General features: G+C 60.6%; 26 protein-coding genes. 1 reads left to right on the top strand and 25 read right to left on the bottom strand.

Translation table 11 applies throughout. The features are described 5' to 3' along the window. Window positions 1-114: 114 nt before the first annotated feature. Window positions 115-1476, bottom strand: coding sequence for an ABC transporter substrate-binding protein (locus tag AB8B31_RS02085; protein ID WP_128401066.1), 1362 nt, complete (start codon window positions 1474-1476; stop codon window positions 115-117). 297 nt (window positions 1477-1773) lie between these two features. Here AB8B31_RS02085 and AB8B31_RS02080 point away from each other — a divergent pair, with 297 nt between their 5' ends. Beyond that, on the top strand, window positions 1774-2799 hold the full coding sequence (locus AB8B31_RS02080) for a LacI family DNA-binding transcriptional regulator (protein WP_047622521.1): 1026 nt from the start codon (window positions 1774-1776) through the stop codon (window positions 2797-2799). Between the two features lie 16 nt (window positions 2800-2815). Here AB8B31_RS02080 and folD read toward each other — a convergent pair whose 3' ends face one another. The 24 genes from folD to AB8B31_RS01960 form a co-directional block, all read right to left on the bottom strand. Further along, window positions 2816-3715 carry a bifunctional methylenetetrahydrofolate dehydrogenase/methenyltetrahydrofolate cyclohydrolase FolD gene (gene folD, locus AB8B31_RS02075; protein WP_131703061.1) on the bottom strand — a complete coding sequence of 300 codons (900 nt, stop codon included), beginning with the start codon at window positions 3713-3715 and terminating at the stop codon, window positions 2816-2818. Window positions 3716-3835: 120 nt separating this feature from the next. After that, complete coding sequence (locus AB8B31_RS02070; protein ID WP_131703062.1) at window positions 3836-5605, bottom strand: succinoglycan biosynthesis protein exop; 1770 nt, start codon at window positions 5603-5605, stop codon at window positions 3836-3838. Between the two features lie 221 nt (window positions 5606-5826). Next, complete coding sequence (locus AB8B31_RS02065; protein WP_018445798.1) at window positions 5827-6666, bottom strand: WecB/TagA/CpsF family glycosyltransferase; 840 nt, start codon at window positions 6664-6666, stop codon at window positions 5827-5829. Between the two features lie 291 nt (window positions 6667-6957). Next, a complete protein-coding gene (locus AB8B31_RS02060) occupies window positions 6958-7497 on the bottom strand; it encodes a hypothetical protein (RefSeq protein ID WP_131703063.1) in 540 nt (179 codons plus the stop codon). Further along, entirely contained in the window at window positions 7497-7862 is a 366-nt protein-coding gene (locus tag AB8B31_RS02055) for a hypothetical protein (protein WP_003556590.1), read from the bottom strand. Before AB8B31_RS02055 ends, AB8B31_RS02060 begins: the two co-directional genes overlap by 1 nt. A 117-nt stretch (window positions 7863-7979) precedes the next feature. Further along, the gene (locus AB8B31_RS02050) at window positions 7980-8543 is read right to left on the bottom strand and encodes a rod-binding protein (protein WP_018244835.1); all 564 of its coding nucleotides are present in this window, start codon (window positions 8541-8543) and stop codon (window positions 7980-7982) included. A gap of 32 nt (window positions 8544-8575) precedes the next feature. Beyond that, a complete protein-coding gene (locus tag AB8B31_RS02045) occupies window positions 8576-8989 on the bottom strand; it encodes a hypothetical protein (protein ID WP_018244834.1) in 414 nt (137 codons plus the stop codon). A gap of 7 nt (window positions 8990-8996) precedes the next feature. Further along, a complete protein-coding gene (gene fliR, locus AB8B31_RS02040) occupies window positions 8997-9749 on the bottom strand; it encodes a flagellar biosynthetic protein FliR (protein ID WP_018244833.1) in 753 nt (250 codons plus the stop codon). Then, window positions 9746-11833 (bottom strand): flagellar biosynthesis protein FlhA, encoded by a 2088-nt coding sequence (flhA, locus tag AB8B31_RS02035; RefSeq protein WP_018445802.1) that lies wholly within the window; start codon window positions 11831-11833, stop codon window positions 9746-9748. The genes fliR and flhA overlap by 4 nt, the downstream gene beginning before the upstream one ends. Window positions 11834-11983: 150 nt before the next feature. Then, window positions 11984-12250, bottom strand: coding sequence for a flagellar biosynthesis protein FliQ (gene fliQ / locus AB8B31_RS02030; protein WP_017967052.1), 267 nt, complete (start codon window positions 12248-12250; stop codon window positions 11984-11986). A 105-nt stretch (window positions 12251-12355) separates the two neighbouring features. Continuing rightward, a complete protein-coding gene (gene flgD / locus AB8B31_RS02025; RefSeq protein WP_018244831.1) occupies window positions 12356-12784 on the bottom strand; it encodes a flagellar hook assembly protein FlgD in 429 nt (142 codons plus the stop codon). Next, complete coding sequence (gene flbT, locus AB8B31_RS02020) at window positions 12775-13224, bottom strand: flagellar biosynthesis repressor FlbT (RefSeq protein ID WP_018244830.1); 450 nt, start codon at window positions 13222-13224, stop codon at window positions 12775-12777. The genes flgD and flbT overlap by 10 nt, the downstream gene beginning before the upstream one ends. Beyond that, window positions 13221-13568 carry a flagellar biosynthesis regulator FlaF gene (gene flaF, locus AB8B31_RS02015; RefSeq protein WP_003545562.1) on the bottom strand — a complete coding sequence of 116 codons (348 nt, stop codon included), beginning with the start codon at window positions 13566-13568 and terminating at the stop codon, window positions 13221-13223. The genes flbT and flaF overlap by 4 nt, the downstream gene beginning before the upstream one ends. A 34-nt stretch (window positions 13569-13602) precedes the next feature. Beyond that, the gene (locus tag AB8B31_RS02010) at window positions 13603-14655 is read right to left on the bottom strand and encodes a flagellar hook-associated family protein (protein WP_131647260.1); all 1053 of its coding nucleotides are present in this window, start codon (window positions 14653-14655) and stop codon (window positions 13603-13605) included. A 3-nt stretch (window positions 14656-14658) separates the two neighbouring features. Then, window positions 14659-16146, bottom strand: a complete 1488-nt coding sequence (flgK, locus tag AB8B31_RS02005; RefSeq protein ID WP_018445803.1) for a flagellar hook-associated protein FlgK — start codon at window positions 16144-16146, stop codon at window positions 14659-14661. A 19-nt stretch (window positions 16147-16165) separates the two neighbouring features. Further along, the gene (locus tag AB8B31_RS02000; protein ID WP_018072584.1) at window positions 16166-17467 is read right to left on the bottom strand and encodes a flagellar hook protein FlgE; all 1302 of its coding nucleotides are present in this window, start codon (window positions 17465-17467) and stop codon (window positions 16166-16168) included. Between the two features lie 126 nt (window positions 17468-17593). After that, a complete protein-coding gene (gene rem / locus AB8B31_RS01995) occupies window positions 17594-18265 on the bottom strand; it encodes a transcriptional activator Rem (RefSeq protein WP_003545558.1) in 672 nt (223 codons plus the stop codon). A 280-nt stretch (window positions 18266-18545) separates the two neighbouring features. Beyond that, window positions 18546-19103 (bottom strand): transglycosylase SLT domain-containing protein, encoded by a 558-nt coding sequence (locus AB8B31_RS01990; protein ID WP_018244826.1) that lies wholly within the window; start codon window positions 19101-19103, stop codon window positions 18546-18548. Then, a complete protein-coding gene (fliK, locus tag AB8B31_RS01985; RefSeq protein WP_131703065.1) occupies window positions 19051-20481 on the bottom strand; it encodes a flagellar hook-length control protein FliK in 1431 nt (476 codons plus the stop codon). The genes AB8B31_RS01990 and fliK overlap by 53 nt, the downstream gene beginning before the upstream one ends. Further along, window positions 20478-21773, bottom strand: a complete 1296-nt coding sequence (gene motC, locus AB8B31_RS01980; RefSeq protein WP_130728887.1) for a chemotaxis protein MotC — start codon at window positions 21771-21773, stop codon at window positions 20478-20480. The genes fliK and motC overlap by 4 nt, the downstream gene beginning before the upstream one ends. A 4-nt stretch (window positions 21774-21777) precedes the next feature. Beyond that, the gene (locus tag AB8B31_RS01975) at window positions 21778-23106 is read right to left on the bottom strand and encodes a MotB family protein (protein ID WP_131703066.1); all 1329 of its coding nucleotides are present in this window, start codon (window positions 23104-23106) and stop codon (window positions 21778-21780) included. After that, window positions 23103-23732, bottom strand: a complete 630-nt coding sequence (locus tag AB8B31_RS01970) for a hypothetical protein (RefSeq protein WP_131703067.1) — start codon at window positions 23730-23732, stop codon at window positions 23103-23105. The genes AB8B31_RS01975 and AB8B31_RS01970 overlap by 4 nt, the downstream gene beginning before the upstream one ends. Window positions 23733-23935: 203 nt before the next feature. Continuing rightward, window positions 23936-24898, bottom strand: a complete 963-nt coding sequence (locus AB8B31_RS01965) for a flagellin N-terminal helical domain-containing protein (protein ID WP_131703068.1) — start codon at window positions 24896-24898, stop codon at window positions 23936-23938. 300 nt (window positions 24899-25198) lie between these two features. Beyond that, window positions 25199-26110: a flagellin N-terminal helical domain-containing protein gene (locus tag AB8B31_RS01960; protein ID WP_018445808.1), complete on the bottom strand. Its 912-nt coding sequence runs from the start codon at window positions 26108-26110 to the stop codon at window positions 25199-25201. Between the last annotated feature and the right edge of the window lie 140 nt (window positions 26111-26250).

The raw sequence follows: 26250 nt of genomic DNA, 5'->3' as shown, positions 1-26250 counted from the left end.
CAATCTTTTTGTGTTGCCCAATCACAATATATCCTGCGATGGCCGGGCTCTTTGCGAGCCCGGCCAGTCATGCAAGCCATGCCGCCGGCAAGCCGGCGGCATAATTTTAAAAGATTACTTGATGCCGTCCCAGGCGCTCTGGATTTCGCCAGCAGACTCTTCGGCTGACTTGCCGCCGACAAAATCGACCATGCCCGTCCAGAAGGCGCCGGCGCCGATCTTGCCCGGCATCAGGTCGGAACCGTCGAAGCGGAAGGTGGTGGCGGAGGTCAGGATCTCGCCTTCCTTCTTCATCTGCGGGTTGGCATAGGCCTCGGTGCTGACGCCCTTATATGGCGTCAGGAAGCTCGACTGCGCCATCCAGACCTCATGGGCGATCGGGGTCTTCAGGAAGTCGATGAAGGCGCGGGCCGTCTTCGAGTCCTTGGCGATCGAGACGAGCGTGCCGGCGCCGAGAACCGGCTTGCCGAGTTCGGGATGCGACGCAAAGGTTGGCATGTAGAAGAAGTCGGCATCCTGGCCGAGCTTCGTGCCCTCAGGGAAGAAGGACGGGATGAACGAGGCCTGATGGTGCATGTAGCACTTCGGCGGAACCGCGAAGAGGCCCTTCGGGCTGTCGCGGAAATCGGTCGAGGCCACGGCCGCAACGCCGCCATCGACGTATTTCGCGTTCTTGGCGAACTTGCCGAATTCGTCGATCGCGGCAACGACGGCCGGATCGGTGAATTTCAGCTCGTTGGTCGTCCACTTGTCATAGGCTTCCGGCGGCTGCATGCGCAGCATGAGATCCTCGACCCAGTCGGTCGCCGGCCAGCCGGTGGCGCCGCCGGAACCGAGACCGATGCACCAGGGAACGCCGCCATCCTTGACGATCTGATCCGTCAGGGCATGCAGTTCTTCCATGGTCGTCGGGATCTTGTAGCCGGCTTCCTCGAAGTTCTCCGGAACATACCAGACCAGCGATTTTACGTCGGCCTTATACGGGAAGGCGTAGAAGGCTTCCTTGCCGTCCTTGCCCTTGTAGGTGCCGTAACCGACCCAGCTGTCGCCAGCGCCGTAATTGTCCTTGATCCACTTGGAGTTGTCATCGCCGAGCGGCGTCAGGAAGCCTTTGCTGGCGAGATCGGCCAGGAGGCCCGGCTGCGGCAGAACGGCGATATTCGGCGGCGAGCCTGCCTGCGTGTCGATGACGATCTGCTGTTCGTAGTTTTCGGAAGAGGAGTATTTGACATCGATGCCGGTGGCTTCGGTGAAATAGGCAAGAACGCTCTGGAAGAACGCCTCGTCCTCGCCGCGCCACGGCCCGAAGATCGTCAGCGGCTGGCCCTTCAGATCGGCATGAGCAGCCTTGAACTCGTCATAGCTCTTCCAGTTGAACTTGGCATCCTGTCCCGGGGCAAATTTCAGATCGGCTGCAGACGCAGTACCGGCAAAAAGCGCTGCCACGGCAACGCCCATCAAAAATGACTTTTTCATGTGATCAACCTCCCATCACAATCCCAACCGCGCCGAATTCCCTCCAAAAGAAATTTCAAAGCGCTTTGACAGCCAACTCATTTCACTTTCGGGGGAATGGAGTCAAGTCAATTCGCGAAAACCCGCGGTGAACATGCTAGATATCGCAGCGCAGCAACGTCTATCGGGAAATATGGAGCGATTTTTCTTGAGTCAAGCGCGCCAGATGATACATAATTGAAAGCGCTTTGGATGCCACTGGGAGGCGGCAGGCCTTTTCAGGACGGCGGACGGGCGGGCCGGGAGGAAGCATAGCAGGTGAATCTCAAGCAGCTATCGGAATTGCTGGGGCTGTCGCAGACGACGGTGAGCCGAGCGCTAAACGGCTATCCCGAGGTCAACGAGGCGACCCGGGAGCGTGTGCTCCAGGCTGTCAAGGAAACCGGGTACCGCCCCAATAAGGCGGCGCAGCGGCTTGCGACCGGCAAGGCAGGCTCGATCGGCCTCGTCATGCCGACGGCGCCCGGCCACCAGTCCGACGTGCATTTCGGTGAATTCCTGGCCGGGCTCGGCGAAGAGGCCGTACGCCACGATTTCCACTTCGTGATCATGCCGGCCGACCCGGATGACGAGGTGGCGGCGCTGCGGCGCCTTGCCATCAGCGGCAATGTCGATGCCCTGTTCGTCGCCTATATGCGCGGCCACGACCCGCGGCTCGCCATGCTGAAATCGCTCTCCATGCCCTATGTCGTGCACGGCCGCTCCTTCGGTTCGGAGCCGGACTATCCCTATCTCGACATCGACAATGAAGGCGCCTTCTACGATGCGACGCGGCTCCTGCTGCAGCTCGGCCATACGCGCTTTGCGCTGATGAACGGACCGATGCATCTCGATTTTGCCATCCGCAGGAAGAACGGCGTCATATCAGCCCTTGCCGAGCGCGGGCTGGTACTCGATGAGGGTTGCATGAGCCACGCGCTGATGACGGACGAGCAAGGCCTGCTGGCGATGGAACACTTTCTGCAGTTGCCGGAGCGGCCGACGGCGATCCTCTGCTCCAGCACGGTGCTGGCGCTCGGCGCGATCCGCGCGGTCAACCAGGCCGGATTGCGGCTCGGTGAGGATATCTCGCTGATCGCCCATGACGACGTGCTGCCGCTGCTGAAACCGGAAAGCTTTTCCGTGCCGCTGACGACGACACGCTCGTCATTGCGGGCGGCCGGCGTTCGCATCGCGCAGCGGCTGATCGGCACGGTCAAGCAGGCCGGCCCCTTCCCCGACCAGGAGCTCTGGAAGACCGAGCTGATCGTCAGGGCCTCGACCGGTCCTGTTCCCCAGGCCTAGAGCCTTTCTGGTCTAGTCAAAACTGCGGCGGTGTCTGCCCTGCGGTGCGATGGGCGGCGATGACGGTGTTCGCCATCAGCATGGCGATGGTCATCGGCCCGACGCCGCCGGGAACCGGGGTGATGGTGCTGGCGACCGCGGAGACCTCCTCGAAGGCGACGTCGCCGACGAGCCGGGTCTTGCCCTCGCCTCTTTCGGGGGCTGGCACCCGGTTGATGCCGACGTCGATGACCGTCGCACCTGATTTGACCCAATCGGCCCTGACCATCTCCGGCCGGCCGACGGCGGCCACCAGGATATCGGCGTTGCGGCAGACCTCGGCGAGATTCTTGGTCCTGGAATGAGCGATCGTCACGGTCGCATTGGCGTTGAGCAGCAATTGCGCCATCGGCTTGCCGAACAGGTTGGAGCGGCCGATGACGACGGCGTTGAGGCCGGACAGATCCTCGCCATGGGTGCGGCGGACGAAAACCATGGCGCCGGCCGGCGTGCAGGAGACCAGTCCGGTCTTCAGGTCGCCGGTGGCGAGCTTGCCGGCATTGACGACGCTCAGGCCATCGACATCCTTTTCCGGCAGGATCGACTGGATGATCGCCTCGCTGTCGAGCGGCTTCGGCAGGGGCAGCTGCACCAGGATGCCGTGGATCGACGGATCGGCATTGAGGGTGGCGACGAGGGCTGCCAGCTCCTCCTGCTTCGTCTCGGCCGGCAACGTGTGCTGGACGGATTTGAAGCCGCATTCCTTGGCCATGCGGCTCTTGGAACCGACATAGGCGTGGCTTGCCGGATCGTCGCCGACGATGACGACGGCAAGGCCGGTGGTGACGCCGCTGCTCTTTTCCAGCGCTGCCGTCGCACTCTTGACCGCCTGAATGACCGATGCTGCTACGTTCTTGCCGTCGATTACTGTCGTCACACGTCTCTCCGCCCTGTTTCGCGTCAATCTATGGATAGTTGACGAGCGTCAAATGCCCGCTAACGCCCTATCCTGTCGGAAAGCGGCAACGCAATATCAAAAATGCAAGGAAATGTTCGTTCAACGCAACGGCTGCCGCGCTTCGAGCGCATGAACACGAAGCCGGTCGCGCAGGCCGGAGATCTCGGAGCGCAGCACCTCCATCTCGTCGACTTGGGCGGGGTCCTGCGCGAACGTCGGCGGCAGTGCGGTCTGCGGCGGGGATACCGGCATTTTCTCCCTTGCGGGATCGGCGACGGGCCGACGCAGGCGCAGCAGGAAAGCCGCGGCAAGACCGACCACAAGGCCCGCGGCGGCGCCGATCAGCGAGCGGGCGATCCGGCCATCCGTTGCCGATACCGCCGTCGCCAGTGCCGGCTTCAGGAGAACGATACGACCGTCGGCGGCCGCTCCCACCGCTGCGGACGTCGCCTCTTCCAGCCGCGAGCGCGCGGCATCGGCTTTTTCGCGCAGCTCGGTCAGACGTGACAAATCGACGCCGGTATCCCGGCTCTGGGCGATCAGCGTGTTGCGGCGGTCATTGAGGCCCTTGCGCGCATCGACGGCGGCCTTGGCGGCGAGGTTGGCAGTCTGGGCAAGACGGGCAAGCTCCTTGCCCATATTCTCCTTCAGACCATCAGTTTCGGCCTGCTGCTGCAAGAGGCGCGGATGGCGCGGGCCAAGCTCGGCGGAAAGCTGCGCAAGCGCTGTCTTGGCGACGGCATATTTGTCGCGCCAGTCCTGCAGCGCCGGCGAGAGCATATCGGAGGGCAACGAACCGTCGAGCACCTCGGCAAGTTTTGCGGCCTTCAGCCGGTCGGTCTGCGCCTTGGCGGCAAGAATATTCTGGTCGGCCGCTTTCAGATCGGCATCGAGCTGGTCGATCTGGCGGCGAAGATCAATCGCCACCTTGACGTTGCCCTCGCCGCTCTTTGCCGTGAAAGCGGCAAGCTCCGCCTTCGCCTCGTCATAGGTTTTGCGCAAGGCGGCATCGGTTTCGGCGTTGCCGCCAGGGCCGTCTGCTGCGGAAACCGCTTCGGCAAGCCTGGCGGCGATGCGCATGGATTTGCCGCTGTCGCCGGTCGTCACCCTGACGAGGATCGTGCCTGTCGCGGCATCGGGCAGTATCTCGACCGCATGCTTCAGCGTCGCCTCGGCGCGCGAGGCCGGATCGGCAGCAGCACCGGTCGCCGAGAGGAGATCGAGCGCGACGCCGAGCGCATTGGCGCTGGCGCCGGCAAATTCGGGATCATGATCGAGTTTCAGGGCGGCGACCGTCGAAGCAACCGTACGCGCCGACAACAGCCCTTTCGCAGCAGCCTGGGTGAACGCAGCACGGCTTGCCGCATCCGCCTTCACGGAAAGCGTCGTTTCGGCGCGATAGAGAGCCGGTGAAGCCGGCATCAGCGCCGGCAGGCCCGCACCGACGATCGTCGCGGCCGCGACCATCGTCGCAAGACCAATGCCGCCGACACGGCGGCGCGGCACCGGCCGGGGCTCGGCGGGCTCTTCACGGATCGCGGCCAGCGGTTCCTGTGAGACCATCGGCTCGTCGGCCGGAACGCTCAGCTCTTCATCGCCCGCCGGCTCCTGAAGAAGCGGATGGCCGACGTCGTTGGCGGCCCGGAGGCGGTTGCCGAGGATGGTTTCGATGCGGTCGACCAGCGGTGCGGTGCGCGCCGCCCTGGCGCGCTGCTCCTCCAGCACCCGGCCGATGGCGCGCAGCAATTCGGCCTCGGGCGGCGCAATATCAGGCCGGCTCGACCGGGGCACCCCGAAGGAACCCTCATGGGCACGCGGCCCTGCGGCTGCGCGATCCTGGAAGCTGTTTCTGGCCCTGATATCGTACATTTGCGCCACATCTCATGCACATGATGGCCGAGTTCGCTCATCCGCACGGACGCAGATGATTAAGCCACTCTAAATAATCATGGCAAAGAAATGGTTAACCGCAGCGGGTAAGAACTAAGCATAGTCCCTTAAATCGGAAACGATTTGAGGATAAAACTATGCGGCAATTTAAAGTGCTGCAGCGTCCTTTGCGCGTCTCAAAAGACGCGCGGCGCTGTGGGTCAGCTCGCCTTCTTGCGATCCGACTGCGGCTGCAGCGCGCTGCCGTGCTCTTCCGGATAGCTGAGGATCCTTTCACGCCGGCGGAAGCGATAGCGCAGGACATGGAAGAGGAAGACCGGGATGCCGATGACATAACGGCGCCAGAGGCGCGCCGGCTCCTGCAGCAGGCGATAGGCCCATTCCAGGCGCATCATCCGCACCGTCCTCGGCGCGCGTGGGACGGCGCCTGAGACGAAGTCGAAGAGAGCGCCCACCGTCAACACCAGACGCGCATGATCGGTGCGAATATGATCGTGAACCCACTTCTCCTGCAGCGGCGTCCCCATGCCAACGATCAGGATATCGACCTTCTGGCGCTCGAGCTCCTCGATGACATCAGTGGGATCGACCTTGTCGAAGTAACCGTCGGAAACGACGACGAATTCGTGCCAGGGCGTGTGCCTGCGGAAATTTTCCGCCGCCGCCTCGACGACCGAACGCTTGCCGCCGATGAGGCCGATGCGGCGCGGGGCCTCCATGAAAGTCAGGAAGGCCGGCACGAAATCGGTGCCGTTGAGATTGGCCGGAAACGGCGAACCATGGGCGATCTGCGATGCGATGTTGAGGCCGATGCCATCCGGCAGCACCAGATTGTGCGACATGATCCGGTAATATTCGTCGTCGCGCAGCGTGGTCAGCATGTTATGGGCGTTGACGAAACAAACCACGGTCTGGCCGACGGGAATGGAGGCCAGCTCGTTGATGAAAACGAGGGCGTCGTCCCAGCCGAGATCGCAGACCGGCAGATCGAAGATCGTCCGCCGCGATGCGAGCACCGCGAAGTTTGCAATCAGATTCATTCCTACCTCCTGCCGAGGGTGCTGCATGCGCCCGACATCCCGGAAAACAAGCCCATATTTCCGCACCGGAGGTCTCGAAAGGACCGGTCGCGTCCCGCCGGGACGCGTCGCTCCGAATCCCGGATAAGCGGCGCATGCCAAGCTGTGACACCTGATATAACAGGACGGCTTCAAACAACCCTTAGGAAAATTCCTTGAATTTCCATGCTCGCATAAGTGGTTTATTAACCACGCGCGCCAACGACAAACGGCGCCATCAGGCGCCGTTTGTCGTCAATGATGTGATGGTCCTTAGTGGGCCGCTGGCGCCGGGGCTTCACCGGCCGGTACGGTCTCGACGATCTTGACGGGTGTGCCGACCTTCTTCGGCTGACCGGCGGAGCTTTCCTTGACCTCTTCCTTGGAGAGATAGTCGAGCTGCTCCAGCATCACGTCGGCGACGTATTCGCCACCCAAACGCTCGTTCATGCCCTTCTTGATCTCCTCGCGGAAGGCGTTCGGATCGAAGGATTTGATGTGGGCGATATCGACCATCTTGTTGCCGACGAGCAGGCTGAAAAGCTCGTCCGTCGTCATCTCGCTCAGCGGCAATGTCACGCCTTTCAGCATGTCCTTGTTCATCATGAACGAAACGCGGCCGAGGAAGTAACCGGTGATCGCACCGTTACCGATGATCGGTACCGTGATCGTTTCGCCCTTCACCAGTTCGAGCGCGTTCTGCTTGGAATCCGTTGCCGCCGGCGCCGGCGCGGTCGCCAGGTACACCGAGAAATAGACCGATGCCAAGGTGATGGCGCAAACCCAGACACCGGTGAGGACGAGCTTGATCATCAGTTTCCACGCGCGGCGAATTGTTCCTGGGAATAGGTGCCGTCGGCATCGGCGTCCTGAACTGCGTTCTTCAGGAGGTCGGCCACGGCGCGAACCGCTTCGAGATGCGCCTCGACGCGACGGGCATTGAGAACCAGTTTCTTCTTCAGGCCGTGCAGCTGATCGAGATGGGCAGCGGCAAGCTCGGCCGGATCGGTGTCGCGGAAAAGCATCGACAGCTCGTAGAGGCAGCGGCTCTTATGCGCATTGGAGACCTTGAGATCGAACTGCGGATCGTTGCCGATCCGGGTGTTCTCATTGTCGATGATCATTTCGAGGCGTCCGAGAACGGATTTGATCCTGTATTCGTTCGAAACTATTTCCATTGTACCCCCGGTTATGCGTCGCTTAGAGCATGATGCCGTGCGCGGTTTTCGGACGACATCATGCTCTAACTATTTAATTGAGAACAAGATTCAGATTTTAGGCCAACGGGCCTAAAGTCATCCTGTTCTATCGGACTTGGCTTCGGCGGTCGGCGTGCCAAAAGTCTTGCGCTGGAAGTCATCGATCATGCTGAGCGCGGTGTTGCGGTCATCGTCATCGGTCGAGGCATTGACGATCTTGCCTTCCTGCCGGCGCAACTGCTCGCTGTACATCTGCTTGGCAATACCGATGCCGTCACCCTTGGCCATGGTGTTGCCGAGCTGTTCGGCCATCATGCCTTTCCAGATATCGCCGGTCGCGCCCTTGCCGTAGACATCTTCGCTTTCGCTCGGCAGCATGGACTTGACGAAATTCTGCAAGACCATGGCTTCGAACTTCCGGTAGCTTTCCGGAACTTCCTCGGCCTTGGTGCGGTTCTGGATGTTGGCGAGGCCGCTCTTCTGGCCGATATGGTCGAGAACGTCGACCGTATTGGAGAAGCCCTTGCCATTCTCGGCGAGACTCGTTGCGGCAAAGGCCGCACGATTTGCCTTCAACTTTTCCTGGGCCGCCTGAACCTCCATGGGGTCGGCAGCTTTGACAACGTCCAGGACCAGATCACTGGGGGGCGAAATAGCCACGTTACAATCCTCTGAATTTATGATCGTAACGACTATGGTTTTTGAAGCTTGCTGGAGGCTGGCGTTGCGAATTGCTGGTCGATGACATCGTAGACGGCGTTGTCATCGGCCTCGCGGCGCTCGGCGTCGAGGGCTTCCTGCATGCCCTCTTCAAAGCGGTCGCCCTTGGCGCGCTCGCGCGCCAGCCGCATCTCGTGGATCTGCTGCATGCCGGTCAGTTGCTGGTCCTTGATGCTGAGCCTGCCGAATCGGTCGGCGTAATTCTGCGAGAATGCGTGGTGGACGGGGTCCATCGAGCCGAGCGCGATGATGACGTCGTCCATCGCCGCGTTGACCTCGACACGCTGACGGCTGGTTTCGGCCAGGTCGTTCTCGGCCATTCGTTCGATATGCCGCTGCACCGAGAGCAGTCGCTTGAGCTTCTGGGAGCGCTTCTTTTCGATCATATCAGCCTCATCGCCCGATATAAATCGAGCCGAAGGACTGGCCGAACTGGCTGAGCAACGCCGCAATCGAGAAATAGATCAGGAAGAGCCCGCCCATCAGCAGATAGGGCGTGGAAATGAAGTAGACCGGGATCTGCGGCGCCAGCTTGTTGATGAAACCGATCGAGACGTTGAAGATCATGCCGTAGATCAAAAACGGGCTCGACAGCCGCAGCATGATGTAGGTGGTCTGCTCCAGCGTGTCGGTGAAGGAGATCAGCGTCGCGCGCATCTGCATCAGGCCGCCGAAAGGCATGGTCGTGTAGGAATCGATCAGCGCGCGGAAGACGATGTGATGAAAATCCATGATGAAGAGAATCATGATGCCGGCAAAGGTAATGAAGCCGGAAAGGCTGGTCTCCGGCGTGTCTTCGAGGATATCGGCGGAACCCGGCTGAGTGTAGCCGACCATCATCGCGATGATCGTCGCGGCGAATTGCATGCCGATCGTGTAGATCCTCGCCAGCATGCCGTACATCACGCCGATCAGCGATTCGCTGAAGATCAGTCCGATATAGGTTCCCGAACTTGTGTGAACGGCCGGGTAGACAGTGTCCCAGAGCAGCGGCATGACAGCGATCGAGAGCGCGCCGGCGATGAAGACGCGCAGCTGTTCGGGCACGCGCGCCGAGGAAAAACCCGGAAGAGCCAGCACACAGCCACCGATCCGGCAGAAAACCAGAAACAGCGCGAGAACGGTCCCTTGCGGGTCTGTTATCATGAAATAGAGCCCAAAATCTTTATCTCGATGCCCTTGGCCAGTTCCACATGCGACAGGACCGGGAGCGTGGCGAACAGCCGTTCGATGATCATGCGCACATAGGAGCGTGTTTCAGGCGACGTGACAAGGGCGAATGGCAGGCCGCGATCCATGAACTCACGGATAACTTTGGTGGCCTGCTCGCTGAACTCTTCCAGGCTGCGCGGATCGATGTCGAATTCGATCACCTCGCCCTTGGCGTCGCGCTTCAGCGCCTGGTGGAAAGCCAGATCCCATTTGCTGCCCAGCCGCAGGACGCGCAGCACGCCGTTGTCGGCCAGGTCGCCGCAGAGCTGCTGGGCCATGCGGATGCGGACATGCTCGACGATCTGCTCGGTCTTCCTGACATGTGGGGCGAGCTCGGCCACCGCTTCGAGGATGAGATGCAGGTTGCGGATCGAGACGCGCTCGGCAAGCAGCAGCTTGAGCACCGCCTGCAGGCCCGAATAGGACATGTGCGACGAGCAGATCTCGTCGGCAAGCTTCTTGTATTCGGGATCGAGCCGATCGATCAGCACCTTCACGTCCTTGTAGGACAGAAGCTGCGGCAGGTTGTTGCGGATGACCTCGCTCATATGGGTCAGCACGACGGAGACGTTGTCGATCGGCTGGAAGCCCTCGCGTTTCAGATCGTCGGCGAAGTTTTCGAGGATCGAGACGGCAGGCATACCGAAAGCGGGTTCACGGATTTCATCGCCGGGAATGCTCGGCCGGCGGCCGGCGCCGGTCACGACGAGGACTTCGCCGACGCGAAGCAGGTTGGAGGCGACCGTCGTGCCGTGGATGCGGATCTGATAGGACTTCTCGGCGATGGCGATATCGTCGGTCACCTTGATCTCGGGTACGACGAAACCGTATTGCGTGGCGAACTTCTTGCGCATCTTGCCGACACGGAAGGCGAGCTCCTGATGGGCGCCGAGCAGGCGCGTCGAGACCATCTTGCCGAGTGCGAGCTCGATCTCCGAGGTGCGCAGCACCGACTTGACCGAATCCTTTTCCAGCTCCTTGTTCTGGACGACCTTCTTTTCTTCCTGCTCGCGGCGAAGCTTGTTTTCAGCTTCGACCTGACGCGGGATGAACCAGGCGCCGAAAGCGAGAAGACCGCCGAGGACCACGAAGGGGACAAACGGCAGGCCCGGCATCAGGGCCAGGACGAACATCAATACGGCCGAGACGGAAAGCGCGCGGGGATAACCGCTCAACTGGTTGACGACCGCCTGGTCGGTGGAGCCGACGGTGCCGCCGCGAGAGACAAGAAGGCCGGCGGCGAGCGAAACGATCAGGGCGGGCATCTGCGAAACGAGGCCGTCGCCTACGGAGAGCTTGACGAAGACGTCGGCCGCTTCGCCGATCGGCATGCCGTGGCGGAAGTAGCCGATGATGATGCCGCCGAAGACGTTGATGCAGGTAATGATGAGGCCGGCGACGGCATCGCCGCGCACGAACTTCGACGCACCGTCCATCGCGCCGAAGAAGGAGCTTTCTTCCTCGAGTTCCTTGCGCCGGCGCTGGGCTTCCTTTTCGTCGATAATGCCGGCCGAAAGGTCGGCGTCGATCGACATCTGCTTGCCGGGGATGGCATCCAGGGTGAAACGCGCGCCGACTTCGGCGATACGCGTGGCGCCCTTGGTGATGACGATGAAGTTGATGGTGATGAGGATCAGGAAGACGATCAGACCGATGACGAAGTCGCCGGACATCACCAGGCTTGCGAAACCGGCGATGACGCCGCCCGCTGCTTCATGGCCTTCATTGCCGTGGGACAGGATGACGCGTGTCGTCGCGATGTTCAGCGCCAGCCGGGTCATCGTCGCGATCAGCAGAATGGTCGGGAAAGACGAGAAATCGAGCGGTTTCTGGATCCACAGCGAGACCATCAGGATCAGCACCGAGAAGGCGATCGAGAAGGCCAGTCCCATATCGATCAGGAACGGCGGAATCGGCAGGAAGAGAATGCAGATGATGCCGATGATGCCAAGGGCAAAACCGACATCGCGCAGGCTCGGGGCGACTTTTGGAAGGGGGAGTGCAGGTGGTTGCGCCATGACGATTCCGTCTCTTCATGAGAGGAGGCGGACATGCGGCCCGCCCAATTCGGATCGAGAGTTAAATGGCGAAGCTTGCGCGAAGGTGGCTCAGAGCGGTTCTACGCAATCCCGGACGCAAAACCGCTGCGCACTTTTGCTGGAATTGCTCTAGAAGCCGGATTGGATGCGCGAGAAGACCAGATTGGTGAAAATGGAGATCTGCGAGCCGGCGAAAGGTGCGGTGACGCCGACCGTGATCAGCACGGCGACGATCTTCGGTACGAAGGTCAGCGTTGCTTCCTGCACCTGGGTCAGCGCCTGGATCAAGGCAATGATGAGACCCACTGCCATCGCGACGATGACGGCGGGACCCGCGGCAATCAGGACGGTCCAGATCGCCGCCTGGAACAGATCCAATGCATCAGCTTCATTCATCCGAAGGCAACCTCATATCGCCTTGAAGCAGCCCCGCCGCGGCCGGACCACCATTGGTTGGTATCACTCGACGCATGGGCCGCTAAGGCACGCTGCGCTGTCGTATCAGGTATCGCTGCTAGGAGCCTTGTCGGCAACAGTGATTCCCGCCTGCACCAGTATATTACCGCCAGCCGTGGTCGTCGCTATGATTCCGTCGGAATAAACCTTGACGGATTCGATGGTGCCTTTGACGGTGCCGTCGGCGCTTTCCATGTATTTGCCGACGTAGCTGCTGGCCTGGGTGAGGCTCGAGCTTGCGAGCAGCGTGTCCAGCTTTGTGTTGGTCTGGATCGTCTGTTCGACCTGCGAGAAGCTCGCCAGCTGCGACATCTGCTCGCTGGCGTCGACCGGATCCGTCGGATCCTGGTTCTTCATCTGCGCGATGAGCAGTTGAAGGAAGTTGTCGTAATTCAGCGTCGCCTTCTGCTGGGCCGAGCTCGTGGAGTTCGAAGTGCCCGTCGTGCTCACGCTCGATGTGGCATCTACCGCCATGGTGCAATCTCCCTGCGAATCTGCTCGACCATTGTCGGCGGCATTTCGTGGTTGTTGAGGATACTGTCTTCGATCGTGTACAGGCCGCGGATCGCCTTGAGCGCATCGAAGGCGCGGCCCGTCGAGACGAGCGCATCAATGCGCTTCAGTTCGGCGAGGATCTCCTCGTTCTTGAAGCAGGAGAGCAGCATGGTGATCGACTTGCGGAACATCGCCGTCGAGTGGTCCTTGCCCTCAGGGTTGATGAGGATCATCTGCGCGATGAAATAGAGCTGACGCAGGGGCGTGGTGGCGCCCTCCGGCTGAAGGACGTGGTTTTCGAGAAGGAACGTCACATCATTCAGGAATTCCAGCGCGACCTTGCGGTCGACGCGCAGGACGGCGCCGTTGATGAAGATTCTTTCTCCGGCTTTCAGAGAAATTCGAAGTGTACTTTTCATTTAAGTCCATCCCTGATGATGGTGGTAACGTCGATGATGCCCTGGTAGTTATTGGACTGACGTTTTCTGATCCTGTCACATTCCTTCAATATCCAGATCGCGATCGAGATGAGATTGGCCCTGAGCTCGATCTCCAGCTGGTTGTCGGGATGTTTCAGATCCTCGATGAAGCTGATCCACACCCGGCGTGTATAAAACAGGGCTTCAATGGCTTCGCGGCCGTATTTTTCCTTTTCGCGCGCCAACGACAGCAGGTCTATGGACCGGTCAAGAACCTGCCATTCCCGCTCTTTCGCGTCGGCCACCGAGTCCTGCATGACTTCGGCATATGAGAACTGATACATTCATGCATCCTTCTTTATTGCGCGCCTTTGCTCATCAAAGGTAGTTTACAAGACTCAACTGCTGGATCTTCGAGACGATCGTGTAAGCGGTTTCAAGCTGCGTTTCCAAAGTCTTGACGAGGGTCGAGGCTTCGTAGGGATCGACACCCTGGAGATCGACCAGCTTGTTCTTGATGATGTTCGACTGGGCGTCGAGAGCGTCGTTGGACTTCTTGACGCGCTCCTGGGAAAGGCCGAGCTGGCTTGCCTGCGTTACAAGGCCGCTGGTCGCCTTCGTCGTATAGCTGATCGCCTGCTTGGACACCGTGCTCATCGCATCGCTGCTGAGGTTCTGGCCCAACAGCGCCGAGGTCATCACCGAGGCGAGCGCGAAGTAGCGCATGCCCTCGGAATTGGCGTTGGTCGAGGATTCGATCACTTCCGAGTTGCTGATGCGGCTCGTCATGTTCTGGCTCGATGCCTGCGACCAGCCGGTCGTCGAGTTGGTCCAGGCCGCCTGATTGAACATCGGCTCTACCGTCGTGGTGATGAAGGTCTCCATTTCGGCGCCGGTGAGGTCACTGACCGCCTTCGGCGGGACAAGAGCGGCGGCGTAGGCATTCAACTGCGTGACGATGGCTGCGCTCGTCGCGGTGGTCTTGTCGGTCAGCGGCTGCACGTCGGTGTTGATGCCCGAAAACAGATATTCGCCGTTCACCATGGTATTGGCGGTGTCCATCATGGTGGACAGGGCGCTGGTGGCGGACTGGATGGCGACGGTGACGCTGCCCGGATCGTGGCTGCCCTGGAGCGCCGTCAGCTTCGAAACGAGGCCGTCGCCGACGTCCTTCATCTTGGAAAGGCCGAGCTGCGAGGATTCCATGCGTGCGGTGACAAGCGAATTGCTTGCTTTGATCGAAGCTATCCTGTCGACCTCGCGGCTGAAGTCGACGCTCCTGGCGGCGTTGCCGCCGAGCGAGACACCGATATCCGCATAGACTCCCGTCGTCGCTTCCATCGTTGCCTTCGTCATCTGGTTCTGCGCCTGACGGATCGTCAACCGCATCGCGTTCTGAATGGCCGAACTTGAAATAAATGAGCTCTTCATGGCTTAACTCGCAATATCCAGCAATGACTTCAACATTTCGTCAACGGCGTTCAGGATCTTGGTCGCCGCCTTGTAGGACTGCTCTATGTCGAGGAGCAGCGTCAGCTCCTCGTCGAGGTTGACGCCGGTCTCATTGGAATAGGCTTCGTCGGAACGCGACAGCGCCGCCGAGGTGTTTTCCGCAGCCGTCGTCGCGTTGCTGCGGTACTGCTCGAGCCAGCCGAGGGAATTCGTGGCGTATTCCATGATGCTGACGTTCGAATCGATGCCCGTCGTGGCGTCGAAACCGACCGTCGTTCCCGTTGCCGGGTCAAAATCCATGTCGGAACTCATCGCCGTATAGAGGCGATCAAGTTCAGCCGTATAACCGCTGACGCCGGTAGTATTGAGGACGAGACCGGTGGCATTGATGCCGCCATCGCGCAGGCGCATCGGGTCGCCGCCCTGCGCGGTGATCACACGGCTGCTGACGCTGATGGTCGACGCCATGCCGGCAACAGCAGTGCCGCCCGTATCGACCGTGCCACCGCTCCAGGTGAAGAGGCCGGGCACATAGGTCGGGCTGGCTGCCGTGTTCTGCTCCTTGAAGAGCGAGACCAGGCCGCGTGCAATTTCATCGAGCTGCTTCTGGAAGTTCGGGGCGATCTCGTCGCGGACCTGAAGGAGAGACTGAAGGCTCCCCTGCCCTGTCGTCGTCGATCCGCTGCCGCGCGGAAGTGCCACACCGTCGACATAAACCGAATTGCCTGTAATGGTGGCATTGTAGACATCCTGAGACTTGAACGTCACCTTGCGCGGGATCGTCTCGAAGAGGATCGTCCCGTCAGACGTGCTCAGCACCATGTCGTTGTTGTCGCGCGTCGTCGCGTTGACGCCGACGATCTGCGAAATCTGCTTGAGAGCCTTCTCGCGTTCGTCGAGGGCGCCGGATGCATCCGCACCCGAGGCTGTGGCGGTCTTCACCGCGTTATTGGCCTTCTCGAAGTCACTGAGGAGCGTATTCAGCTTATCGACGTCGGTGGCGATCTGCTTGTCGGCGGTGGCGCGGACGTCCTGAACGGATTGCGAGGCATTGTTCAGCGAGTTGGCAACGTCCTGAGCGGCGGTGATGGCGCCCTGAGCGGCGACAGTGCTGCCCGGCGTCGTGCGGAAAGCTTGAAGCTTCTGCTGGAAAACACCGAGATAGGTGGATGGCGACGTTTCGTAGTCGTTGCCACCCATGATCGACTTGAGGTCTTCGAGACCGCCGAGCAAAGCCTGCTGGGCGCTGTCCTGAGAGGATGTCTTCAGGTACTGGCGCAGCAGCGCATCTTCCTGCGCCCGGTCGATCTTGACGACCTGGGCACCATTCAAGGACGTGGTGAGCATCGCCTGCCGGCGCACGTAATCTTTGTTGCCCGCATTCGAGATATTGTTCGATACGACACTGCTCTGCGTGCCGGTATTGTTGAATATGCTCTGTGCGGTATTAAGTGCGGATGTGAGCGACATGGCTTACCCGGTACCTTGCTTATCTCTTGAGGTTGACGAGGACGTCCATAATGTCGGACCCCGTCTGGAAGACCTTGGAATTGGCGGTATAGCTGCGCTGCGATTCGATCATCTCGGTCAGCTCGCCGGCGAGGTCGACGTTCGAACCTTCGAGAGCGCCTGATTTGATAGTGCCGAGACCGTTGGTCTGCGGGAAGCCGGTGACGGTGACGCCGGACTGGCCGTTGGCGCTGTAGACGTTGCCGCTCATCAGCGTCAGCTTGTCGGGGCTCGCGACGTTGGCGAGCGGAATCCGATAGAGCGGCTTGGTGCTGCCGTCTTCATACTTGGCGTAGACGATGCCGTCGCCGTCGATCGTGACGTCCTTCACCGGGGTCGCGGCCTGGCCGTTCGGCGTACCGGTACCAGAGAAGTCGGCGCCGAGCTGCGTGAAGCCGGACAAATCCATGGCGATCGTCTGGCCGGTCACCGTATCGACGATGTTAACGGCGCCGCTCGAGGTCATCTTGCCGTTGGCGTCGAAGGTGAGCGTTCCGGTACCGACAGCGCCACCGGCGGTGTAGGGGAAGGAGGTTGTTCCGCCGACCGCCGCATTGGCGTTGCGGAACATCGCCACTTCCCAAGTGGCAGCCGTAGCGGGCGTTGCCGGCGGCGGCGTAACGACTGATTGCTTCGTGAAGTAGAAGTCGTACATCACCTTGTTGCCGAGGCGGTCATAGGCGACCATCGAGACCTTCTTGGTGTCGGTCGTCGTGGTCGCGGCGTTGGCGCTCGGCAGCGTCGCAGGAGCGACCGGAGCGATCTTGGCGTTGGAATCGAGATTGCCCTTGAAGACACCCGATGTCGAGGCGATGGCGGTCAAGCCATCCTGGTTAACGTTGACGGGAACGAGGCCATCGAAGCCGTTGACGACGACGGCAGGAGCGCCGGAGTCGTAGGAATAACCCATCAGCTGAAAGCCGGCGGCGTTGACGAGGTTGCCTTCGTCGTCCTTGGTGAAGTCGCCGGCGCGGGTCAGAACCGGCGTGCCGTCCGCACCCTGAACGATGAAGAAGCCATCGCCCGAGATAGCAAGATCGGTACCCGAAGTGGTGTAGGAAATGTCGCCCTGGTCGGAGACGGCTTGGCGGACGGAGGTCTGAACGCCGCCGGAATTGTAGTTGCCGCCCGAGGAGGGCAGAACCAGCGACGAGAAGCTCGTCGACACAGCCTTGTAACCGGTGGTGTTAACGTTGGCGATGTTGTCGGCGACGGTGCTGAGGCGGTTGGCCTGCGCGTTCATCCCCGATACTGCCGTCTTCATGCTGCCGAAAATGCTCATCTGAAAACCTCGTTTTACCTGTTATGCACGAGAGTATTTGTCGGGCCTTGCGTGAAGCTGTCTGTCATGGCGAGTTGCGAGGCCAACTTTTAGGTTCAGCCGGACGCCGCCGCCCGGCCGAGAAAATCAGGCCCAATCAATGCAGTAGCCGAGGAAGCGCTTGGAATCGACCGGATCGACGCCGAGCTTTTTGCGCAGCTTCTTGCGCAGCTTCGAGATGTGGCTTTCGACGACGTTCTCCTCGACCTCTTCATCGAAGATGCCGTAGATGGCGTTGAAAATCTGGGTCTTGGTGACCCGGCGACCGCGATTGGCGATCAAATATTCAAGGATGCGGCGCTCGCGCCGGGGAAGCGCGAAGACTTCGCCGTTGATCTCGGGGTCACGGCCATCCGAGAAGACGCGGATCCCGCCGATCTCTGTGTAATTGGTGATTGCCTTCAGCCGGCGCCGGATCGCAGCCGCCCTAGCGAGGATCTCGCGGGGATGCACCGGTTTGCGCACCACGTCGTCCACGCCGCAGTCGAACAGCGCAAGGGTGTTTTCGAGCGAGTGCTGGTCGCTGACCGCAATCACCGGCGCCATCGACCGATCCCGGATCGCCCGGGGCAGTTCGAAGTTGCGCTGGCCCTGACCGATCAGGAAGGCCTCGACTGCAGCTATATCGGAATCGGCGGCGGTCTGTACCCACTCGCCGAATTCCGCTGGATCAAAGCCGGTGGAGGGAATGCCCTCACGACCAAACAGAGATGTGTATCCATCTTTCACGAGCTCACGCTCATCAACCACTACGATCATTCGTCCGCCTCCGAATCAGTGTGGCACTTCGATGATCTATGGGTACGAATCGCACGAATCGGCGACAACTCGTTAAAGTTAATGGCAGAAACTAATAATTGATTAAGATCTGGGTAGCGATTTGATCTATATCTAGTGGGTGCACTTATTTATGCACACCAAAATTTCGTGGAAAAGTTAACGGTCCGTTAATTATGGCTTGCGCACAGGATTCACGCCGGATTCCTGCCACATTGTGACACAGTTTCGTCACAATACGCCTCTTCTATCTTTGGTTGAATCAATTTTGACAAAAGTTACTCGCATTGGGAGTCCACTTGCCGTAGCCCGTGGCGACCAGATTGGCGATGACGCGGCAGACATATTGCTTCTGTGCCGGATTGTTGTTGGGGCCGGCATGGTATCTAGCTACCGCCATCGTCCATGTCTCATGACGGTCATGCAGGTTGCGGAGGAATTTCGCAGCATATTCCACGTTGCGATGCGGGTCGAACATCTCCTCGGCGGAGCGGAAATTCTCGCCGTGAAAGTAATGGTTGATCTGCATGCAGCCGATATCGATGAGCTTCGCGCCGCTGTTGCGGGCGACATCGAACTGCCTCAACGCGTCCTGCTCCGAGGGCGGAAAGATCGCTTTGCCTTCGACGTTCATGGCATAGGGATAGAGCGAGCCCTTGCGGCCGGTTTCCGTCAGGCCGACCGAATAGAGGATGCCTTCCGGGATGCCATACTTGGCCGCTGCCGACTGGATCTCGCGCTCGCAGGCGCCGGTAGAAGCGGCCGCCTCAGAGGTAAACGCCGCCAGTGCCGCTGCTACCGCCAGCACGAGCGTCTTCAATACCCGTCTCGCCTGCGCCATTGAAGCCTCCGTCCGTCCGCTGTGCCGTCTGATTGTGGCGCTCGCGCGCCTCGCCGCCCTGCCCCTGCTGGGTGAGCGACTGCTGCTGGGAGGCCTGGCTGCCCGCCTGGTTGCCGGCGTCGGAACGCTCGACCGGCGCCATGCTGATGGTGACGTTTTCGACCGCGTAGCCCTGGCTGCGCAGAGCTTCGAGAATCTTGCCGTGATCCTCCTTCATTTGACGGTAAGCCGCCCCGGTTTCGACCTTAAGGTCGACGTTCAGTGCGTCGCCGGACAGCCGCATGGTGGCCGTCACCAGACCGAGGTCGAGCGGGTTCATCTGGATCTTCAGCGTATTGACCACCTTGCCGGTGCTCGTCCATTCCGCTGCGTTGGAGAGCGCCGAGCTTGGCTCCATGGCGCGCGCCCATTCGGAATCCCCCGAGAGAGCAGCGGTCACGGCGGCGGAATTCGAATTCTGCATCAGGCCGATATAGCGGCGCGATTCCAGCACCGAAACGTTTTCGACATCGGCTTTCTTCGAGCCATCCTTCGCTCCGGCCTGATCGGTACCGATGTGAACATCCATCGACACGCCGCGGCCATCGGCGCGGCTGATCCTGAATGTCTTGCCATCGGCGGCTTCGGCATTCTCCGCTCCGGGAACCTTGATGTCATCCGCCTTGCCGCTCTCGATGTTGCTGCTGACCGCCGCCAGGGCGTCGGACGCATGGCCGCCCATCTTGGCGTCGAGCTTCTTGTCGGCCGTTCCAGCCTCATCGACCTTGGAGACGTGATGCGCGGCTACGGCCGCCGGCAAAGTCACTGCACCATCGGCAGGTTCCTGCTTCAGCAAGCCGAGAACATCCGAAATGCCGCCGTCATCGTCATCGCTGGTCTTGTCCGTCTCGGTTTCCAATGCGTCGCCCTTGGCGTGCTTGGCGCCCTTGGCGGCCGGAGCGACCTCATCTGCGGAACGGTCCTTCGGATCGAGCTTGCCCAAGCCGAGATCGGCCGGCACTTTGACCTCAGCCTTTGCGGGTTTTGCCGCGACCTTGTCGACACTGGCGATCATTGCCGGCTGAACATCAGCCTGCGCCTTCAGCGCGGCGTCGCTAAGATCGATCAATGGCTTTGCGCTGCTGCGGCCGCGGATCGTCTGCGCCAAGTTGTCGGCGCTTCCATCGGCAACCACGCCCTGATCCGGCTGCGCATCGTCGGGCTCATCATTGGCGGTACCGCTGCTCGCCTTGGCCAGCGCGTCGGAGAAGCCGTTCTTTTGGCCGGCGGCATCGTCTTTTCCGGCCGGTCGCGCGGATTTCGCAATCGCGGCGGACTCCGCACCGGGGGCTCCGCCCGAGACGCTCATATCCATCATTGTTCGTTGCCTTCCTGCGCCAGAAGACCGTCGATCTCGTCGAGCTTGGATCGATTGGTCGTCACAAATGCGTTGAATGAGGGGTCGGTATCCTGGCTCTGGCCAGTCGATGCCACACCTCCCGGAACAGGCTCGGGAAGCGCGCCTGGCGCTTCCGATTGCGTGGCTATTGCCACAGCCTTTTCAGAAGTGATTTCTTGATGATCAGTGTTAGGGTTGGAGGCTTGCGTCAAGCTTGCCGGGTCGGGAGCGCGCAGGATCTGCTCGGCAACGGATCGCGCGGCCTCCTGCAGCGCCTGATCCCGCGGCGAAAGTGTGTTGCCGTCGATGCCGCTGACATTCTTCGCCGCCTGGTCGATATCCTCTGTGGGAAGGCCGGCCATGCCGCCATAGAAATCCGCGAGCGGACCGAAGGCATTGTCGGTGCCGGCGCCAAGCGATTGCACCCGTCCGACCGCCATGCGCGCCAGCTCCGGCTTGCCTGATATCGCGGCGGCGCGGGCGATGCGCAGATAGACCTCGCGCTGGCGCGGAGCGTCCATGAAGGAGAGGATATCGACGACGTCCTGCGGTTTCACGTCGTGATCGTGGCCGACGACGAGCGTGACGAAAAGATCGGCGAACTGGCTGGCATAGGGCGAATGCAGGAAGCGTCTGACATAACGCTGCGAATAGGCCATTCCCTTGTCGAGCATGCCCTTGTCGACGCAGATGGCTACGGAGCGGCGCAACGCCGCTTCCTCGACGATCGTACCGGGTGCTGCAAGACGCGCCTGGTCGTAGAGATCCAGCGCGTCTGTCGGTTTCGTCGCGATCAGCACGTTGCCGCCGATCAGCGCAAGGTAGGGGCCGATCTTCTTGTCGCGATATTCCCTGGCCGTCTCCTCCAGCGTCTTGGCGACAAGCAGCCCCTTGCCGCTCAGATATTTGCGCAGCACATCGGTGACGCGGTTGTCGAAATAGCCGTTGACGTCGTGGGCGATCAGATATTCGAGCGTCTGGGGATTGCCGCCGCTCATCGCGTAGATCAGCGCTGCGTCGACATTGCGGTCGTCGTCGAACGTCGAAGGATCGACAGTGCGCAACCGCTCGTCGATCGTGCCCAGCATGAAGCGCTGCATCTCGCCGGCCGAATGATCGCCGCTGACGACGGAATCCTGCACGAATTGCAGCGACCGCAGCATCTTGTACGGCGCGAGATCATCCGGATCCTGTGCATTGCCTGCTGCCGGCGAAAGCATCGCCAGGCCAAGGGCCACAAATCCGACGTAGCGATGCTGCCGACGCGCCATTCGACTATCCTTGATCCGCCTGCACCAGAATCTCGATCCGGCGGTTGGTCGCGTTGAACGGGTCAGACGGCAGCTTCAGCCGACGGTCGGCGAAGCCGGAAACCTGGGAGATGCGTTTCTCGTCGAGCCCTCCGCGCACAAGCATGTAGTAGGCGCTCTGGGCGCGATCCATCGAAAGCCGCCAATTCTCGTTCTGCGTGCCCTTATACTGGCGCCCGTCCGTGTGGCCGCGGATGGCGATCGCACCACCCCTCGCCTTCAGGATCGCGCCGATCTTTTCCATGGCGAGCACCATCTCCTGGCGCGGAACCGCAGAACCGATATTGAACATCGAATCGTCGGTCTGGTCGGAGATGCTGACCAGCAATCCGCCCTCGGACGCCGTCACGGTCAGGCCTTCGGCGAGCTTGCCAGCGACACCGCCGATCTGCTGGGCGATCTGGGCCTGCAGCTGCTCGGCTTCCTTCTTCTGCTGCTGCTCGGTCTCGGAGGCACTCTTGTCCGCATCCTTCTGATGATCGGCGTCTTTCTGAGCTTCGGCCTTCTTGTCCTCAGGCGACTTGCCGTCCTTGGCTTCGACCGCACCCTTGGTTTCCTTGGTTTCCTTGGTTTCTTTGGTTTCCTTGGCCGCCTTCTGATCGGTGGTCAGCGGTATCGGCTGCATATCCTCGACCTTGGCGATCTCGCTTGTCTCGCTCTCGACCGCCTGCTGGTCGTCGCTCTTGCCGGGCGGCAACGTCTTGCCGGCTGTCGTGACCTCGACCTGCTTCGTCCAGAAATCCGGATCGAAGGGATCACGATAGGCCTCGCCGCCGTCGGCGCCGGTGGCCGGGCCGGAATCGGCGGCACCGCCGTCACCCTTGGCGCTGACGTTGGCCTGCTGGCCGACCTCCTGGGCGATCTCGGCCAGAACCGAATACGGATTTTCGAAGAAATCGGCCTCGGAATAATTGGTTTGGTCGCCTGATGTCGATGTCTGATCGTCACCATCGGCCGCAGCCTTGCCGTCGTTCGGATCTTCTTCCTTCTGCTTCGACTTCTCCTGCTTCTCTTCGCCCTCGGCGTTGTCGACGGGCTTCTTCAGGCCCTTCTCGGTGGGCTTTTCGTCGGAGAGTTTGATCGGATTGAAATAGGTCGCGACCGACGCCTTGGTCTCCTCGTTGGCGGCATTGACCAGCCACATGACCAGGAAGAACGCCATCATCGCCGTCATGAAGTCGGCATAGGCAATTTTCCACGCACCGCCATGGGCGCCATCGTGATCACCGCCGCCATGTCTCTTGACGATGATGATCTCGTTCTTGCCGTGGTGGTGGTTTTCGCCTTCGCTCATTCGAGAACTTTCTTCAAGCTGGCTGCCCAGGCGGACATACGGGTGACGATGACGGATTCACCGATTTCGACGGCGAGATCGATATCGTCGGTCTCAATGTGGCGAACCGCCCCGGCATGTTCGCCGAGCTCGGCCTTCACTATGTCGAAAAGCCGGGTCGGCCCCCTGACGACGATCGCTCCGGCCGCGCCTTCGAGGATCGCGTCGCGCAGCAGGGCCGCGAGGCTTTCGGCAGCCTTGGCGGCGAGCGCGTCCGTCATCACAGGCGCGATGGCGGCGGCGGCGCCGGCGCTGACCAGCTGCGCAACCTCTTCGGCGATATCGCGGATGCGGGATGCAATGACCGCCGCCGCCTCGACTTCGTAGCGAAGCTTCAGTTCCTCGAGTTCACGCGCATGGACCTCCGCCAGCGTCCGCGCCTCGAGTTCGTATTTGTCAGTCAATTCCGCGGTCGCAGCGGCATGACCTTCCGCATAGGCTTCGCGGCGCTCTGCCTCGATATCGATCGCCGGTTCGCTCGGCATTTCGGGGAATGCGTCGCCGCCGAAATCATCCATGTCGAGGATCGGCGCTGACGATTCCGGTTCACCGAAATCCTTCAAATACCGGGAAAGCGAAATGCTCATAAAAAACCATCCAGCATTCGGGAGGCATGCAACATGCCCGCCCCCGCTCAAAGTGACCTTGCGCGCCGCCATCCCCTTCGAAACGGACAAGGGCCTGACCTTGCGCCGGCACGGATTCGGACGATGCCTTCATGCCGGAAACTAGGAAGTCAAACTTGCGCGAGGATGAATGGTGCCGCCGCCACCCGTGATCGCGCCCGCCACTATTCCAGCAGGATCAGGATCTTGCTTGCGGCCGTGTTGAGGATCGAGATCGCTTCGACGGCCATTTGTTTCTGGGTTTCGATCGCCTTCTGCCGAATCGAAGCCTCGTCCATGTCGGTATCGACGAGCGCACCGACGCTCTTGTCGATCGAATCGGACAGATCGGCGGTATAGTCGATCTGATCATCGATGCGCGTCTTCATCACCCCGATGGACGCGGCCGTCGTCGTCAGCGAGGAGAGCAGCGCGTCGGTGACGTCAAGCATGTCGGTGAGTTGTGCATCGGTCGTGGTTTTGCCAATCGCAATTTCCGTACCTGTCGCCGGCGTGGTGGAGTTAGCGTTCAGCAGATAATAGTTCCGCGACGTCGTGCCGCTGTTATTGATCGCATTGGCATCGACCGGCTTGGTCAGCAGGCCGCCGCTGGCATTGTTCTTGTCGATGAGGATGGTCTGCGAGGATGGGAAATCGATGGTCTGGGCCTGATATTCGCCGGTCGGAGCGCGCACGAAACCCGAGATCACCTGCCATGTCGGCGGCGCAGCGGTGTCACCGTTCAACAGCCAGTTTTCACCCGCAAACGACGTCGATTCGACGACGGTCTGCAACTGCTCTTTGTATTCGCTGATCTCGGCGTTGATCTTGTCCTTGTCGGCGCCAGGCTCTCTTGCCGAAACCAGCTTGGCGCGAATCTGGCCGATGAGATCGATCGCCGAGTCCATCGCCGTGTAGGTCGCATCCACCTTGGCAGCGCCGAGACCGAGCGCATCTCCGATCGTTCCGAGATTGGTGCTGTCCGAACGCATGACGGTTGCGACCGACCAGTAGGACGCATCGTCGGCGGCCGTCTCGATACGATATCCCGAGGACACCTGCTGTTGGGTCTGGTTGGCTTCTTTGTTGATGCTGCGCAGCACCGCAAGCGCATTCACCGCGGCCGCGCTGGTAATCTTAACGGTCATCGACAGGTCTCGGAATCGGGGTGAAAGGGCAGGCCGGATTACCGGCGGCGACTGAAGTGGCGTCATGCCTCCGGCAGAGTTTCTACCGGCGTGTCGCAAAAGCAAATCAACTCGAGGCGAAGTTAACTCGATACCAACCTGTTGGGCAAGAGCGCAGCACTGAGCCTGGCGCAGCGATCGAAATGTCGACCAAAGCATTGATATAAAAGAAAGAACCGCGCCATTTCGGGCGCGGTCCGGGAGGCTTTGCGCTTGCTGCCAGACGGTGGCGCAAGATTCGGTCCAGCTTCAGCGCCAGATTTAGCTGCGGAACAGCGTGAGGATGTTCTGAGCGCTGGAGTTGGCGATCGACAGCGACTGGATGGCCAGCTGCTGCTGCGTTTGCAGCGCCGTCAGCTTGCTCGATTCCTCTTCCATGTCTGCATCGACGAGGCGGCCGACGCCCGAGTCGATCGAGTCGCTGAGCGCGCCGACGAAGTTTTCCTGCAGCTCGATGCGAGTGGAAATCGAGCCGAGCTGCGATGCAGCCTTGGTCATGGCATCCAGGCCGGCCTCGATTGACGTCAGGGCCATGGAGATCTCAGCCGAGCCGAAAGTGCTGATGTCCATCGAGTAGATCGAGCCGATCGTACCAGATGATGTGCCGAGAATGCCGGAGCTCGTCTCGATCGTGCCAGTCGAGGTCATGCCGAAGAGGACGTTGCCCGCGGAGCTCGAGTTCAGAATGTAGTCCGTTGTCTTGACCGAGACATTGCCGTTGCCATCGCGCACGAAGGTGGAAACGACGCTCTTGGTGCCGTCAGCGCCGGCAACCCAGTTTTCACCGGAGAAGGAAGCCGATTGCGCGATGCTCAGAAGCTGCTGCTGCAGCTGGCTGATTTCTTCCTGAATCTTGGTTTTGTCGACGCCCTTTTCGGTCGCGGCGACGATCTTCGCCTTGATTTCGCTGATGACGTCGATGGCGCTGTCCATCGCGGAGTAAGCGGTGTCGACCTTGGCGGCGCCGAGGCCGAGAGCGTCGGAAACGGCGGAAAGTGCCTTGTTGTCCGAACGCATGGTCGTTGCGATCGACCAGTAGGCGGCGTTATCGGCTGCCTTTTCGACGCGGTAACCCGACGATACGTGGTTCTGCGTCGTTTCTAGGCTGTCGTTGATTCCGCGGAGTGTCTGAAGAGCGGCCATCGCCGCGACGTTCGTCAAAATGCTGGTCATGAAATGATTGCCCCTTGTTGGCAAATGGAAAAAAGGGACATTCCGGGAAGCTACCGGGAACGGGGATCAGCCTCATGCCTGTTAACCGGTTCTTAAATTTGGTTAACTCGCCGTCTCGTTGACCGCAGAAGACAGCATTA

The organism is Rhizobium sp. 62_C5_N11_2, from assembly GCF_051811185.1.
Lineage (GTDB): Bacteria > Pseudomonadota > Alphaproteobacteria > Rhizobiales > Rhizobiaceae > Rhizobium > Rhizobium leguminosarum.
The sequence above is the reverse complement of the archived record's forward strand: the minus strand, read 5'-3'. Positions and strand labels throughout refer to the sequence as shown.